Source organism: Natranaeroarchaeum sulfidigenes (assembly GCF_017094485.1).
GTDB lineage: Archaea > Halobacteriota > Halobacteria > Halobacteriales > Natronoarchaeaceae > Natranaeroarchaeum > Natranaeroarchaeum sulfidigenes.
Map to the genome: position 1 here is coordinate 389,067 of NZ_CP064786.1, position 15,909 is coordinate 404,975.

General features: G+C 61.9%; 13 protein-coding genes. 6 read left to right on the forward strand and 7 right to left on the reverse strand.

Annotated features, from left to right (window positions below; all coding sequences use genetic code 11):
• The first annotated feature begins 26 nt into the window (after positions 1-26).
• On the forward strand, positions 27-470 hold the full coding sequence (locus AArcS_RS02010; protein ID WP_238478754.1) for a TIGR00725 family protein: 444 nt from the start codon (positions 27-29) through the stop codon (positions 468-470).
• On the opposite strand, the gene AArcS_RS02015 is transcribed toward AArcS_RS02010, so the two are convergent.
• Both AArcS_RS02015 and AArcS_RS02020 read right to left on the reverse strand, forming a co-directional pair.
• Entirely contained in the window at positions 467-631 is a 165-nt protein-coding gene (locus AArcS_RS02015; RefSeq protein ID WP_238478755.1) for a 30S ribosomal protein S14, read from the reverse strand. The two genes, AArcS_RS02010 and AArcS_RS02015, sit on opposite strands and share 4 nt — an antisense overlap.
• Before the next feature lie 101 nt (positions 632-732).
• Positions 733-1,767 (reverse strand): amidohydrolase family protein, encoded by a 1,035-nt coding sequence (locus AArcS_RS02020; protein ID WP_238478756.1) that lies wholly within the window; start codon positions 1,765-1,767, stop codon positions 733-735.
• Between the two features lie 98 nt (positions 1,768-1,865).
• On the opposite strand from AArcS_RS02020, the gene truA reads away from it, so the two are divergent.
• The gene (truA, locus tag AArcS_RS02025) at positions 1,866-2,699 is read left to right on the forward strand and encodes a tRNA pseudouridine(38-40) synthase TruA (RefSeq protein ID WP_238478757.1); all 834 of its coding nucleotides are present in this window, start codon (positions 1,866-1,868) and stop codon (positions 2,697-2,699) included.
• 82 nt (positions 2,700-2,781) lie between these two features.
• Here truA and AArcS_RS02030 read toward each other — a convergent pair whose 3' ends face one another.
• Positions 2,782-4,488, reverse strand: coding sequence for an ATP-binding protein (locus AArcS_RS02030; protein ID WP_238478758.1), 1,707 nt, complete (start codon positions 4,486-4,488; stop codon positions 2,782-2,784).
• Positions 4,489-4,672: 184 nt separating this feature from the next.
• Between AArcS_RS02030 and AArcS_RS02035 the strand changes: the two genes are divergently transcribed.
• Together AArcS_RS02035 and pepF are read left to right on the forward strand one after the other, a co-directional pair.
• Complete coding sequence (locus AArcS_RS02035) at positions 4,673-4,903, forward strand: hypothetical protein (protein ID WP_238478759.1); 231 nt, start codon at positions 4,673-4,675, stop codon at positions 4,901-4,903.
• Between the two features lie 87 nt (positions 4,904-4,990).
• Complete coding sequence (gene pepF / locus AArcS_RS02040) at positions 4,991-6,781, forward strand: oligoendopeptidase F (protein ID WP_238478760.1); 1,791 nt, start codon at positions 4,991-4,993, stop codon at positions 6,779-6,781.
• Here pepF and AArcS_RS02045 read toward each other — a convergent pair.
• Both AArcS_RS02045 and AArcS_RS02050 read right to left on the reverse strand, forming a co-directional pair.
• Positions 6,773-7,846 (reverse strand): TrmB family transcriptional regulator, encoded by a 1,074-nt coding sequence (locus AArcS_RS02045; RefSeq protein ID WP_238478761.1) that lies wholly within the window; start codon positions 7,844-7,846, stop codon positions 6,773-6,775. The two genes, pepF and AArcS_RS02045, sit on opposite strands and share 9 nt — an antisense overlap.
• 101 nt (positions 7,847-7,947) lie before the next feature.
• Positions 7,948-10,008, reverse strand: a complete 2,061-nt coding sequence (locus AArcS_RS02050) for an alpha-amylase family glycosyl hydrolase (protein ID WP_238478762.1) — start codon at positions 10,006-10,008, stop codon at positions 7,948-7,950.
• A gap of 166 nt (positions 10,009-10,174) precedes the next feature.
• Here AArcS_RS02050 and AArcS_RS02055 point away from each other — a divergent pair, with 166 nt between their 5' ends.
• A complete protein-coding gene (locus tag AArcS_RS02055) occupies positions 10,175-12,250 on the forward strand; it encodes a DUF7997 domain-containing protein (protein ID WP_238478763.1) in 2,076 nt (691 codons plus the stop codon).
• 207 nt (positions 12,251-12,457) lie between these two features.
• Here the strand turns inward: AArcS_RS02055 and AArcS_RS02060 are convergent, their stop codons facing one another.
• Entirely contained in the window at positions 12,458-13,069 is a 612-nt protein-coding gene (locus AArcS_RS02060; RefSeq protein ID WP_238478764.1) for a zinc ribbon domain-containing protein, read from the reverse strand.
• 190 nt (positions 13,070-13,259) lie between these two features.
• Entirely contained in the window at positions 13,260-14,399 is a 1,140-nt protein-coding gene (locus AArcS_RS02065; protein ID WP_238478765.1) for an ABC transporter ATP-binding protein, read from the reverse strand.
• A 285-nt stretch (positions 14,400-14,684) separates the two neighbouring features.
• Here AArcS_RS02065 and AArcS_RS02070 point away from each other — a divergent pair, with 285 nt between their 5' ends.
• Positions 14,685-15,902 (forward strand): sugar ABC transporter substrate-binding protein, encoded by a 1,218-nt coding sequence (locus AArcS_RS02070; RefSeq protein ID WP_238478766.1) that lies wholly within the window; start codon positions 14,685-14,687, stop codon positions 15,900-15,902.
• Positions 15,903-15,909: the final 7 nt, after the last annotated feature.

The following is a 15,909-nucleotide window of genomic DNA, read 5'->3' on the forward strand; positions in this document are numbered from 1 at the left end:
TGTGCCCGGACCGTGTTGGTCCGCGTATGCGAGTGAGCGTCATCGGCGGGAGCACCGTCGACACGCCCACGTACGAGCGGGCGCAACGACTCGGACAACTGCTGGCGGAACGCGGCCACACCGTCGTCTGCGGCGGCCTGACCGGCGTGATGGAAGCGGTCTGTCGGGGCGCACGCGAGGCCGACGGCGAGACGATCGGGATCCTGCCCGGCGAACACCGTGACGCCGCCAACGAGTACGTCACGACGCCGATCGCGACCGGACTGGGTGATGCCCGGAACGCCCTCGTTGTGCTCAATGGCGACGCCGCGATCGCTATCGACGGCAACATGGGAACGCTCTCGGAGATCGCACTCGCGCTCAATGCTGGCCTGCCCGTCGCCGGGCTGAATACTCACGACATCGAGGGTGTCGAGGCGGTCGACTCCCCCGAAGCGGCGGTCGAATACGTGGGATCGGCCCGGCGCTAGTCGTACTTGCGAAAGCCCATATCACGGGCCATCTCGCGGAACGACTGCCGACAGAGCCAGATGTCGTACGTGCCGATCAGACCGTCCGTGCGACCTGTCGCGCGACACTCCTTCTGCTGGCCTGTGCGCTCGTCGGCCGTCTCCTCGGCTGTGTCAGTCATACAACACCCTGCACGCTCCACAGGTTGAAAGAAGTTGCTAACAAAGAATGCAATATTAATAACTCTCTGGGGAGGATCGGGGACGACGCTTGGGAGAGCGATCACTCGACCGATTCGCCCCGTATGATCGTGTCCGCGACGTCCAGTTCGGTCGCCCGTCTGACGACTGCCCGGACGGGATCCTCGGTGCCGGAGAGGTTGTCCGAGTCGCCGTCGAGAACGACCATCGATGCCTCCCGGCCCGGTTCGATACATCCGCAGTTGCGGCCCGTGATCTCCGCGCCGTTGACCGTCGCCATCCGGAGCACGTCCCGGGTGCTCACGTCGAACGTTTTCGCAGTAAAGGCCATCTCCCGGAACATCGACGGCTGGTTGAGCATCACGTTGTCGGTCCCGAGCGCGACGGTCGTGTGAGCGAGTAGTTCCGAGAGCGGCGCTTTGCCGACGTCGAGGACGGCGTTAGCCCGTGGGCAGACGGCGATCGGGACCTCCTGTTCTGCGACCCGTTCGAGGTGTTCCTCCTCGGCGTGGACCATGTGGACGAGCAGCTCCGGCTCGAGATCCAATGCGGGATGGATATCCGTCGCGTCGGGTTCACCCGCGTGGATGGCGAAGGGCTTTCCGGTCGCCGCGACTGCCGCCCGCCGTTCCTCGAAGTCCTCATCGTTCGCACCGCTGGCTCCGTAGCCGTCGGCGTAGTCGAGCACCGCCGGCTCCTCGCTCCCGAAAATGAACGGCTCGATCCGTCTGTCCACTGCAGCCTCGCGCAACACGCGTGCGCCCTCGATGCCGAACTCCCGGAAATCGAGCACCGATGCGGTCCCCGTCCGCTCCATAAAGCGGAGGGTCCGGCCGATCGCCCTGACGTGTTCGTCACGATCGGCAGCGGCCAGTCGTCGGTGTTTCAGGCTGTCGGGCGGAACGACCGCCTCGGTCAGGGAGAGCCCGACCGCCGCCTCCTTCGCGATCGAATCCCCGAGGTGGGTGTGTGCGTTGACGAACGACGGCACCACGATATCCGTCGAATCGACGGACGTCTCTTCGACCGCCGTGATCCGTCCATCCTCGACGAGAACACGTCCACGAACCGGCTCGAACGACCGCCCCGTCAGAATGGTTCCCTCGATCTGTTTCACACGTGATTTTCTCTGATGCATCTATTATACACTTCCGGACGCGGGTGCGTGACCGCCCACCGCAACGGCCAAACCGTTTCCGCCGGAACGGTGCGGTGATGCGCGCATATCGGATCGCCTACGACGGTCGCCCCTACTACGGCTTCCAGCGCCAGCCCGACGTCCCGACCGTCGAGGACGCTATTTTCGACGCCCTGGATGCGCTCGATGTCTTCACTGGGGAGAAACCGGCGAGCTACGCGGCGGCGGGCCGCACCGACGCGGGCGTCTCCGCGCTCGCCCAGACCATCGCGTTCGAGGCTCCAGACTGGCTCTCGCCCGCCGCGCTGAACAGCGAACTCCCCGCGACCGTCCGGGCGTGGGCAAGCTCCGACGTTCCGGACGGATTTCACGCGACTCATCACGCGACCCAGCGCCGGTACACGTACCACCTGCACGCGCCCGAAGCGGACGCCGCACTGGCGCGTGAAGCCATTCAACGGCTCTCGGGTGGCCACGACTTCCACAACCTGACGCCCGACGACGACGGGACCGTCAGGACGCTCCAGGTCCACCTCGCCGTCGACGGTCCGTTTTTCGTCCTGACGGTTTCAGCGGGCGGGTTCGCCCGCCAGCTCGTCCGACGACTCGTCTCACTGGTCGCCGCGGTAGCACGGGACAAGCGCCCGCTTGGGGATGTCGAGCGCGTGCTTGCTGAGGAGCCGCTGGACGGACCCCGCGGCGTTGCCCCCGCGCCAGCCCAGCCCCTGGTGCTCGCAGGGGTGACCTACGGCCCGAGCGATGCGCTGCCGGATGGCATCGGTTTCGACGTCGATGTCGAGGCTGCCGAGAGCGCCCGGCAGGTCTTTGAGGCGGCGCGCGTCGAGCATGTCACGGCGGGCCGAGTAGCGGGACAACTCGTCGCAGGTGTTGACGCCGCGATCGACGACTGACTCGGGTTGTGGCCCTGTTCAGCAGTTCTCCGTCCAGATTCCCCGCCGACTGCCGGGAGTCTTCCACACAACTCAGCGGGGATCACTCGATCACCTCAACTGTAATCTCGAACCGTGCGCCGCCGGATTCGCTTTCGGTACACTCGATCGTCCAGCCGTGAGCCGTGACGATTTCACCGACGATCGCGAGCCCAAAGCCGGTTCCATCCTGATTGGTGGTAACCCCTGACTCGAAGACCTCATCTCTGATATCCTCGGGGATACCGGGGCCGTTATCCTCGATATACACGCCGGTGTCGTCCGCCAGCGCACCGACCCGGATCGTTACATCCTTCCCACCGTGTTCGATGCCGTTCCGAAACAGGTTCTCCAAGAGTTGTTGCAAGCGGTCAGGATCGGCAGTGATCGTCGGGTTCTCCTCCACTACGAGCGTCGCCTCGCGCTGGTCAATCATCTGCCAGCCGTCCTGAGCGACAGTCCTCAACGACACCGGCCCGGTCTCGTCAATCAACTGTCCTTCCCGGGCCAGTACGAGTAGGTCATCGATCAGCCGCTCCATCCGCGCCAGCGTCACCGTGAGCGCGTCGGCGGCATCATCGATGGTTGCCAGCGTCTCGGTACCAAGGGGCTCGTAGCTGCCATCCTCGTTTTTTGCAGCCTCGAACAGCTCACTGATGATCTGGCTGTTGCCCTGGGCGACGTTCAACGGGTTCCGGAGGTCGTGAGAGACCATCCCCGTGAACGATTCGAGGCGATCGTTCTGTGCTTCGAGCTGCTGGCGATACCGCTCCTGTTCGGTGATGTCGTTGAAGATGATCAACTGGCCGAGGTTGGCCTGGCTCGCACTGAATGGGTTGGTTTTTGGCTGATAGTATCTGGTCTCGCCATCCTGTTGTCGTTCGATTACCGTTTCGGTCGTGATGCCGGCTGCCAGATCCGGGAGTTCTTGCTCCAGGTTCTTCCCAATAGCGGCCCTCAGCTCCGGGAACAGTGTTTCCGCGCGCCGATTGTAATCTCGGATTTCGAGGTCATCACCGATCACAATCACCGGGTCGTCGTACCGACCGGCCAGCTGGATCGTCTCGAAACGGTCCATGTACACGTACAGCACGCCGACCGAAAAGAGCGCAACACCGAGTGCCGAGTAGGTTAGATCCACCAGTTGTGGATACACGAAGCCACCAATATCGAACGTAACCGGCAGCGCGGTCAGTCCGACAAGAACGACAAACGGTCTGGTGTCGTAATCGACCTGTGCAAACAGCTCAAACAGCATGAAGATCCCGACGACGGCAAGCGAGTAGGCCAGCCCCATCGACAGCCAGTGGATCACGCCGTGCTGGATCATCAGATGTGAAAACGGGTCGGTTGTCATCGCCGCGGTAAAATACAGCCCGTGGACTGGGTTCGTGACCTTCACCGTGACGATACCGAGATAGACAGCAATGGCGATTCTCTGATACGTTCGGCTGTGGTGGAGTGCCCGTCCGGTGTAGGCCGAACAGAAGTAGAGCCATGGCCCAACCGTTGCGAGCCCGACGATCAGCCCCAGCATGTAGAACCCATACTGAATCCTGGCTGTCGGCCCGACGAGATATCCCACGTGAAACGCCGCCCACAGCCCGCTCGTCGCCAGCAGGGCAACAAGACTGCGGCGGGTGTCACGGTCGGCAATCCGACGAGCGCGACGAATACTGACAACGCAGATGAGCGCCGCTGCTGTAAATGCAGTCAGATATATCTCAAACAGGGGCAACTGGGTTACAAGTGAGGAGAGAGGCTCAATCATCCAACAGAGAAGAGTAATAGCTCGGATAGTGAATAACCACTGGTCCGAGCCAGGATTTCGAAGACAGGCACACTGTAGTCCGACCCGGAGGCCGGCTGTTGGAAAACGTTGATACAGAACCACTGGACCCCTGCGGCACCGCCGGAGGGCAACGATTTTGTGACCACACGCCGTCGGCGGGCACATGAACCGGTCACCCGAGGAGTACGGCGCGTACTGGCGCGCATCGCTGTTCATCACGGCGGGCACGCTCCTCGCGGTGGGGGGCTATCACTTCGTCGGGCCGCTGTTTCGCGACCCCGGACTCGGCACGACGCTCTTTGGCTGGCTGCTGTTCGGTCTCTTCCTGACGGTTGGATGCTACTTCGCGGTGCTCGGTCTGGCGCGAACGATCGAAGTCGCCGGGGGTCGCTGAGCAGTCGCCGTGTGATCCCCCGAAAACCGGAGATTCCACCACCTTGGCAACAGAATTTTGACGTATCGCGCCGAACTACCCAGCAGAATGAGTTCCGTACCGGACCGTTCGGAGATCGACGAGGAGTACAAGTGGGATCTCGAAAGCATCTACGCAACCGACGAGGAGTGGGAGGCAGCCTACGAGACGGTCGAGGAGCGCATCGACGATCTGGCGAGCTACGAGGGGCAGGTCGTCGAGGACGGTACGATCCTGCTGGAGTTTCTTGAGCTATACGAGTCGGTGATGCGAGACGTCCAGCAGATCGCCGCGTACGCGCGGATGCGCCGGGACGAGGATACCCGCGATCAGGAGTATCAGGCGATGACGACGCGCTCGCAGTCGCTCGCGGCCGACGCCTCCAGTGCAGCAAGCTTTCTGGAGCCGGAACTCCAGTCTCTCGACGACGATGAACTCGACGCCCTGATCGACTCCGAGCCCGAACTCGACGTCTACGAGCACTACATCGACGACGTGGTCCGGATGCGCGAGCACACCCGCTCGGCGGAGATCGAGGGACTGCTCGCGGATCTCTCGGAGGTTACTGGCGCGTCCGGCGAGATATACAACATCCTCACGAACGCCGACGTGGAGTTCCCGACCGTCGAGGACCCTGACGGTGAGGCCGTCGAGATCTCGCTGGCGAACTTCACCAATCTGCAGAAAGATCCCGACCGCGAGTTCCGCCGCGAGGTCTACGAACAGTTCTACGACGAGTGGGAGGGGATTCGCAATACGGTGGCGACATCTTATCGTAACAGCGTGAAAGCCGACGTGAAACTCGCTCGCGCGCGCAACTACGAGACGGCTCGTGAGGCCGCGATGGACGGCCCGAACGTCCCCGTCGAGGTCTATGACAACCTCGTGGAGACGGTTCGTGACAATCTCGACAAAGTCCACCGCCACGCCGAATTGAAACGTCGGGCGCTGGACGTCGACGAGCTCCGGATGTGGGATCTGTACATGCCGATGACCGAGACCGAGAGCCCCGATCTGGAGTACGAGCAGGCCCGCGAGCACGTCGTCGAGGCGCTGGGCGCGCTCGGCGAGGAGTACCAGTCCCGCGTCGCGGAGGGACTGGATTCGCGCTGGGTCGACGTCTACGAGAATCGCGGAAAGCAGAGCGGGGCGTACTCCGGCGGTACGTACGACACCCAGCCGTTCATCCTGATGAACTATCAGGACGACGTCTCCTCGATGTTCACGCTGGCCCACGAACTGGGCCATTCGATGCACTCGCAGTACACCAGCGAAAACCAGCCCTACGTCTACAGCAGCTACGAGATCTTCACCGCGGAAGTCGCGAGTACGGTCAACGAGTCCCTGCTCACTCGCCATCTGCTCGATACCGTCGAAGACCCACAGCTCAGACGACACATCCTCAACGAGTATCTCGAACGCTTCCGGTCGACGCTGTACCGACAGACCATGTTCGCGGACTTCGAACATCGGGCCCACGAGATCGTCGAGGACGGCGGCGCGCTCACGCCGGACCGGCTCGACGAACTGTACGGCGACCTCAAGGCGGAGTTCTACGAGCCCGCGGCGATCGACGACCGGATCGCCCGGGAGTGGATGCGGATCCCCCACTTCTACCGGGCCTACTACGTCTACCAGTACAGTACGGGGATTAGCGCGGCAGTCGCGCTCGCCAACAGTATCGTCGAGGAGGGCCAGCCAGCTGTTGACCGGTATCTCGGCTTCCTCGAACAGGGCTCGCGCCAGTACCCGCTCGAACTGCTCGCCGATGCGGGCGTCGATATGTCCTCGCCCGACCCGATAGAAGCTGCACTCTCGACGTACGACGAGCACTTAGCGGAGTTCGAGGCACTACTCTAATCTGACCGTCTCGGCCTCGAAGTCCTCGATGAACGCGCCGCTCCCTCCCACGGAGACCGATTCCCCGTCGTCGTCGAGTGTGAACGCGCTTTCGACCGGGAACGAGTTCGTCGCCGGTTTGACCATCCCCTGCCGGACCGAGACGATCGGTCCCTGGATCGTCTCCGTGTCGGTTTCCGACCCGACCGTCCGCCCCGTAGCGATTGCCGTGACAGTCTCTCCCTGATTCGACCGTAGCGCGGCCTGCAAGACGGCGTGACGGAAGCTCGTGAACGTTTTGGGGAGCTCGATCGGCCCGCCGACATAAAGTTCTCTGGCGATCGGCCAGTAGTTACCGAAGAACGACCCGACGATCACCGGAACGAGTTGCTGCTGGACGAGCGAGATGGCGTTTGCCTCGGCGTTCGACGCCGACAGCATCTCGTTCGGGGCAATCAGTCCGAACTCCGCATCCACGGTGATGATCATCGGGGCGCGGGCCTGCCAGGAACGCACAGCGCTGGCGACACCGTCGAGCTGTTCGACCGGCGTCTCTTCGGCTTCGGGTCCACTCAGAAGGAGCAGTACCATCACGTCCCGCTCGACCGTCTCGACGAGCGTCGAACGAAGCGAGGACAGCAACGAGGGAGGCAAGATCAGCGTCACCTCTTCTTCGGCACGTTCCAGTAGCGTCTCGATCCGCTTGAGAACTGTCGACCGGGACTTGATCACCTCGAACTGTTTGATCGACTCCTCGGTGCTGGTAAACCGCCGTTCGAGTTCTGGCTCCATCGTGTCGAGCGTCCCCGAGAGCTGCTCGATGACGTCCTCTGGAGCGATTGCGCGTATCTTCGTCGGTACTTCGTGATCTTTGACCTCGACGAAGCCCCGCTCGTCGAGCTCTTCGCTGATACTGTAGACGTATCGTTTCGAGACATCCGCCTCATCGGCGATCTCGCTTGCCTTCGCCTCGCCGCGCTCGAGAATCGCCAGATACGTGTCGATCTCTTTTTCGGATAGGCCGAACTGTTCTAGCAGGTCTTCGAGTCCCCGTCCATCCATATTAACTGTGAAGTATTTGCTCATCAGCCAACTTAAAGATAGGCGGCTTCCGGCTGATCGGCCAGCACGGTACCGACTCGGACGTCAGTGGTCGCCAGCGCCGAAGTCCCAAACGAATCAACCGTTCATTTTGGTCGCCGACAGACGACAGCATCCTCTACGCGCACCCGGACTCCGTCGGTACCCTCGTCTCTCTCGCTGGTCGATACCTCGACATCCTCGCCGGTGAGAAGATCGGTCGGCTCGATCGTGGGAAGGTCGACGACTGCTGGCTCCGCCTCGAAGTTGAGCGCGATGACGAGCGACTCCTCGTCGTCTCCTGCATCGGCAACGCGCTCGAACGCGACAACCCGACCGTGGTCCCCGTCGACAACGTCCCACTCCACGCGGGTCACATCGCCCCCACGGAGCGCGGGTTCCTCGTCGCGGGTTCGGAGCAGTCGTCGATGGAATGCTGTCAGTTCGTCGTCGCCGTCGACCCAGGCCATCCGGTCTCGATAACCAGTCATCCCGCGCTCCTGTCCGTAGTACACCATTGGGACGCCCGGGAACGTCAGGGTCGTGGCGACCGCTGCCCGGAGCGCCGCCTCGTCACACTGTTCGAGATAGCGCTCCTCGTCGTGGTTCTCGACGTAGCGCATCTGGAGGGCGTACTCGGGGAATCCGGCATCTGCGATCCGATCCGGGACATCCAGCAATGACTCGGCTGGCGCGTCGCCTCGGCCCACGTCGAGTAATTGCCGGTACAGCGTCGTATCGTAGTGCAGGTCGAACTCGGCCTCGTGGTACTCCGGTTCGTGGGGGATCTTCTCGTCGAGCAGCAGGAACTCGGGATCGTCCCGTTTGATCCGCTCGCGGAGCTCTTTCCAGAAGCTGTGGGGTACACCCCACGCAACGTCGGTCCGGAAGCCGTCGACGACTGGGGCCCACTCGTCGACCACGTCGAGCAGGAACCGGCGAACTGCGAGCGATTCGAAGTTGAGGTTCGGGATCGTCGACCAGTTGAAATAGTGTCGTGGTTCGCCGTCTTCCCACTCGTACCACTCCCGGTAGCCGTCGACGCCCGCCGCGCTCAACTGGAAGTAGGGATGGTCGGCCCCAGTGTGATTGATCACGAGGTCAAAGACCACGCGGATTCCGCGGTCGTGACACGCATCGACCAGCGCCTCGAACTCCTCGCGGGTGCCGAGATCGCTTGCGGTATCGAAATAATCGGTAATGTGGTAGCCGTGACGGGTCGGGCTTTCCAGCACCGGGGTCAGCCAGAGACAGTCGACACCCAGCCAGTCGAGATAGTCGAGGCGTTCCTCGATACGCTCGAACGTCGTATCGAGGCGGCCCCCCGCGAACTCCCGGACGAACACCTCGTAGATCGTCGCCGACTCGGCCCATTCCGGCGGCTCGTTCGGCCGCGTGACGGTCTCGGAATCGATGTCGATCCGCACGTAGTCGGCGACGCCATGGCGTTCGGCGACCGGCACGGCATGGATACGAACCTCGCCATCAACTGCCGAGCGTGGGAGTCGGGCTTCGTGGCCCGTCACCGAGAGCGCGGTGCGGTCGACTCCATCCCGGTCGTCGAGGTAGAACTCCACGTCGACGTCGCTGTCGGCGTACTCGTCAGTGGGTGGTGCGCGCGCCGTGGCGGTAAGAACGACGTCCTCATCGGTGAGTTCGGCGTCGAGCCGAACCCGTGGTTTACCCGGACCGGGTACCGTGAGTTTGTCCCGGATCGCCCGAACGTCTCCGTCGGGGTCGCCGAAAAAGTGCATATGCTCGCCCGGGGGGAGGTCGGTCTCGTACACGTATTTGTCACCGTCGAGTCGGGGACGCTCGGGACCGACAATGTGTTCGTTAAAGGGGCCATGAATCACCAGTTCACCGTCGTCATCGGGTGCGACGGGCGATTCGTCAACCGGTAGCTCGAACCGTGCCGGGCGGCTGTCGTCCTCGAATACGCGGATTCGCTTGGTGTGCTCGCCGTCCGGAGCGGACAGGATACACTCGTAGGTGCCCGTTACGTCGGGACACAGCTCGACTACTGGGCCATCATCGAGTACCACCTCGCTTCCCTCGGGTGCCGACTCGATACGCCAGTGATAGCGTTCGTCAGGGTCGGGATTCCACGGAGCCAGCTGGATCGAATCGCCTACTGTCGTCGTACGTGGAGGGCCTGGATCGGTCATATACGGCCACTCCCGCCCCACCCAAGTAAACGAATCGCATCAGCTGTGGCACGCCAGTTGAGCGTTGGAACGGAGCTTAAATAACGTTGGCCGCTCGCTCAGGGCCTCTATCTGTGAATTACTATTTCAACAATATTTATATCTCTGGGTGGATTTTTAGCAGGTAATGAAACTCAGGACTGCGCTTCGCGATTACAAGGAGACTCTCGGTAGCGAGACGAAGTTCCCCGGTGAGCGCCGGTCGACTACAGGTATGTTCTCGGGCATCGACAGCAGGCTCGTTCATGTCGACCGTGACGGCTCGCTGCGTGACTTCTCGTACCCACTGACCGGTCTCGCCGGTATCGAATCTCTCAGCTTCGGCCTGCGGACTGCTGGGGAGATCACCTGGTTCGATGAACTCGATACCGAGGCCCAGAGCTACGCGGAGGGGACCGCTGTTGTCGAGACCGAGCTTACCGACGGCTCGGTGATGATCCGACAACGCGACCTGACGCTCGATCGCGCTCACGTCACGAACGTCGAGATCGACGGAGCCGAAGACGCCGAGCTCTGTGTTTCGGTCACGTTCGCGCCCGAAGCGACATCAACCCGCGTCGGACAGCTCACGCACCCCGATGCCCTCCAAGTGCATCACCGGCGTGAACACGATTATCTCGCCGCTTCGACCGAGTTCGAGACGCTACTGGGGCAGGTTCCCGAGGAGATCGAAGAGGTCTTAGACGAGGACGGACCGGTAGAATTCCCCCGTGCGGTCGACGACGGTCGCTACGAGCAGAACAAGCTTGGCGGCACCGCCTTCGCGGCCATTCCGTTCGAGAACGGCAGTGTAACGGTCGTATCACTGCTGACAGAGATCGCCGAGACCCCACAGAACGATGCGCTTGACGAAGTGACATCGCTCGCGACGCGCTATGACTCCAGCGAGACGGTGCTCGAAGCGGGACGCGCACAGATGCCTGACTGGTCTTCCGGGCTCGACGACGAGCGGATCCCGACGGACGATCTCCGGGTGCTGTCCTTGCTCTCTACCCACACCGGTGGGCGAATCGCCGGGCCGGACTTCGATCCGACCTACACCTACTCCGGTGGGTACGGGTACACGTGGTTCCGTGATGACGCCGAGATTTCTCGGTTCCTGCTCGAAGCCGACATGCGGACCGATCTCGATCTCTCCGCGTGGCACGAAGCGAGCACGCAGTTTTACGCCGAGACGCAGCGACCTGACGGAACCTGGCCCCACCGGGTCTGGCCCTGTGATGGCTCGCTCGCGCCGGGGTGGGCTCACGGCCGCATCGAGGCCGGCAAGGAGCGTGAGGGCGTCGACGCCGACGACGGACCACAGGACGGATCGGACTATCAGGCCGACCAGACTGGCAGCGTCGTCTCCTTCCTCGCGACGTATCTCCGGGTCGGTTCGCCGACTGATCCGGCGCAGGTCGAGGAGATCATCACCGACGCGATCGACGGGCTCGACGACACGCTCGACGACGACGGGCTCCCACAGACGGCACAGAACGCCTGGGAGAACATGACCGGACAGTTTGCACACACAGCTGCGACCTTCCTGCACGCGTACGCCGCCGTTGCTCGTGCACCGGTCGACGACGAGCTTGCCGCACACGCGGCCGAGCAGGCCGATGCAGTCTACGACGCGATCGACGAGCTCTGGATGCCCGAGCGGGGTGCGTATGCGATCCGCCTGCAGGATGGCGAGCTCGACGAACGGCTCGATTCCAGTGCGCTCGCACTGGCCGGGGCTCATCACGATTACGCGGCGATCGGTGAGATCGACGACCAGCGACTCGATCGGCTCGCTTCACACCTCTCGACGACGATCGAGGGGCTCTATCGGGACTCCGAGGAAAGTGACGTTCGCGGTCTCTTCCGGTTCGAGGGGGACGAGTGGCGGATGCGCAAACAGGCCGACGAGAAGATCTGGACGGTCTCGACTGCCTGGGGTGCGAACTCCGCGACAAAACTCGCGCGCCTCCTCGAAGAGTACGACCGTGAGGAGGCCTCCGAACTGGCCGAGTGTGCGGAGGATCTCATGGAGGCGATCCGCCCGGACGGTCCGCTCTGTCTGGAATCGACGTATCTGCCCGAGCAGTTCTTCGACGACGGCACACCCGACTGTGCGACACCGCTTGGCTGGCCTCACGCGCTTCGGCTCGCAACCGAGACCGAGCTTACGGCGATGTCGGGTAAGGACCCTCGACAGGCGACGCTCGCTGACGACTGATAGCGTTTACTCTTAGCTGATTGAGGCGCTGAGCCCCCTTCCTCAGTGAGTGGTTCGCGGTGTTTGCCCGGAGCGAGTTCAGTGGACACCGGTCATTGGCGAGAGTCAACCGCCTCGGGGTCAAGTGGTTCGAGACGCAGAGCGTCTCGTCATCACGGAAATCAGAGATTTCCGTACGACCCCGAGGCTTGTCAGTGGACTCCCGTTTTAACCGAGTAACTCGGCAGGCGTGTAATCGCCGTTCACGTTCAACGTCCCTGACTTGAGGGCCAGTTGACTGGTGGCCCATCCACCGCGAGACTTCTGCCCGCGATGGATATACCCGCAATACCGACTCGCAATGTTCTTCGCCGTGGCAAACGCTTCGCGTTTGCTGCCCGTCAGACACAGTCTGACGACCGCGTTGTAATCCGCATTCACCTCATACCCACAATCCACGCACTCGAACTGTTTGTCGTCACGATTGTCCTCGTGGGTAAATCCACAGTTCGAACACCGTTGACTCGTGTACGCAGGGTTCACCGTATCCACGAACAACGCCGTGGATTCAACCTTGTACTCCACGAGTTCCACGAACTTCGCGTAGGCCCACTGCTGAAACTTCGAACCAGTAGCGATGTTCTCGCGGATGTGATCGAGGTTCTCGAAAATGATGCCGTCCACATCCGTGGCTTGGGCTTCCGCGATGAGATCGTTGGCGCGGTTGTGGAGCCAATCCAGCGACCAATCCGAGAAGCGGCTGCCAATGGACTGTATCAAAAGTTCATCTGTAGAGGGGGGAGGGGAGTCAGCCCTTCCAGAGGGTGTGATGAGTTTCATCGAGTGTCGGCTTCCTCCCCGACCTCAAGGGTCGGGGCATCCGCCTCGTGCCGTCTGTGAACAGCCCGAGTACGGCCCGATTGTTGTGACGTTTCTCGCATCGAGTGCTGTTGGAGAGCGCTGTCGCTCCCACTATGTGCAAAAACAGTGAATCGGAAGGTAAGTCGAGTCAGCCAGGGTGGCCGTCGCGTCAGGCTGTCGTTGCTTTCACTCTGTCCTCGTCGCTCGTGAGGACGTCGAGTCCCGTCTCCGGCGAGAAGAGATGGACGTGCTCTTCTTTGAACGTGATCTCGATCTGATCGCCGGTCTCCGGTTCGTAATCGGCCTCGACGCGCGCAATGAACTCCTCGCCGATATCGAGATGGAGATAGTTGTCGGAGCCGATCGGTTCGACGACCTCGACGGTCGTAGTAACCGTCTGATCGCCCGCCGTCCGGGTCGGCTTCACGTTTTCTGGACGAATGCCGAGGGTGAACCGCTGTCCACTGAGGCTGGTGTTGAGGTCGCCGCCGTACTCGCCCGAGAGCGTGTACTGGAACTGCCCATTGACTTCCGAGAGGCGGATCCCATCGCCGACTGCAGTGGCCTCGACGTCGATGAAGTTCATGGACGGGGAGCCGATGAAGCCACCGACGAACTCGTTGATCGGATTCTCGTAGACCTCTTTCGGCTGTCCGACCTGCTGGAGTTCGCCATCGTTGAGGATGACGATCCGGTCGCCCATCGTCATCGCTTCCTCCTGATCGTGAGTAACGTAGATCGAGGTGACACCGAGCTCCTCCTGTAGCCGCTGGATCTCGGTACGCATCGTGGTCCGTAGCTTCGCGTCCAGATTGCTGAGCGGCTCGTCGAACAGGAAGACACCCGGTTCACGGACGATACAGCGCCCGAGCGCGACACGCTGTTTCTGTCCGCCGGATAGCTGGTCCGGCTTGTCGCCCAGCAGATTTTCGATTCCCATCATCTCGGCGGCTTCGCGCACGCGGTCACGACGCTCCTCGGGCGACAGGTCGGTGCTCATCCGGAGCCCGAACTCCATGTTCTCGAAGACCGTTTTGTGTGGGTACAGCGCGTAGTTCTGGAACACCATCGCCACGTCGCGGTTCTTCGCGTGGAGGTCAGTGACGTCCTCGTCACCGATGTGTATCGTTCCTTCTGTGGCCGGTTCGAGGCCTGCAAGCATGCGCAGGGTGGTGGTCTTCCCACAACCGGAGGGGCCAACAACGGTGATGAACTCTCCGTCCTGAATATTCAGATCGAGGCCTTCGACGGCCACGACGGTTCCCTGGTCGTACTCCTTCCGAAGGTTTCTCACTGTAATGCTTGCCATTATTATTTGTGCCGGTATCGGAACGTATAACTCTTACTCAAGCGCTGTGAGGTGTGACGAAATAGGTCATCTTGCTTGTTAGCGCCGTTACAGTGGTCTTCCAGACGATTATGGAACTGATGATCCCGGACTCGTTGCTGGTCTCGTTGGTGGTTGTGACAGTTCGATGTTGATCGATCGGAGAATAGTACTGGCTTGGGAGGGTAGCCAGTCCGCATTATCGGCAGCAAAACCCAAACTATTAAATAATGGAAGTTATAATTCTTCAATGATTCATCCATGGATATGGACCGACGGACGGTACTTAAAGGCACAGGCGGAATTGTTGCGGCAAGCGCACTCGCAGGCTGTCTCGGCGGCGACGACGGGCCAGAAGGCGACATGGCCATCTGGCACGAGCTCGGCGAAGGTGAGCTGGCAATCTTCAACGACATGGTCGAGCAGTTCGAGGACGAGACCGACCACGACATCGCCGTCTCCGAGGTCGGTGACCTCGAAGACCGTGTCGAGACGGCTGTCGCAGCCGGCGAAGGGCCCGAAATGTGGTCGTGGGCGCACGACTGGGTCGGCAACCACTGGGACCGAGGCTTCCTCGCGGACGCTTCGGACGACCTGACGATCACCCTCGAAGATGAGTTCACGCCCCCTGCCGTTGAGGCGGTCCAGCCGCCGGGCACCGATGCTGTTGTCGGCCTCCCGGCCGCAGGCGAGACGATCTCGATGTTCTACAACCCCGACCTCATCGACGAGCCACCGGAGACCCTCGAGGAGGTCCTCGAGATCGCCGAGGAGTTCCACGACCCACAGCAGGGCCAGTACGGGTTCTCCCAGGACGTGAACGTGTACACGTTCAGCTGGGCACTGCAGGCATTCGGTTCCATGATCTTCGAGGTCGACGAGGACGGAGAGGCGCACCTCGGACTCGAGGACGACGAGATGCACGAAGGGATGGAGATCGTTCGGGACCTGTACGAGTACATGCCGCGTGACCTCGAGTACGACGCGCAGGTCTCGCCGTTCACCGGTGGCGACGTCCCGATCCACATGAACGGCCCGTGGGCGGTTAGCGACTTCAACGATGAGGATGCCACCTTCGAGGTTGCCGAGCTTCCCGCAATCGACGGCGGTGAGGCCGCTCCGTACACCGGTATCGATGTCTGGTACTTCTCCGACATGATCAACGAGGACGAGGACCGGAAAGACGTGACAATCGAGTTCGGAGAGTACTACACCACGAACGAGGAGTTCCAGCAGCGGTGGGCCGACGAGCAGTTCTACATCCCCGTCATTCAGGACATCGACGAGGATGGACTCCCGGACGAGGTCGCGGCCTTCCAGTCCGCGTTCGAACAGGGTGTCGCGATGCCGGTCGACGCCCGGATGAACCAGGTCTGGGAGCCGTTCGAGGACGCGATCAGTGCGGTCCTTACAGACGACGGCGACATCGCCGAGGAGTTCGCCTCCGCGGCAGACTCCATCCGCGACAGTTGGGACGACGAGTAAGCATCTC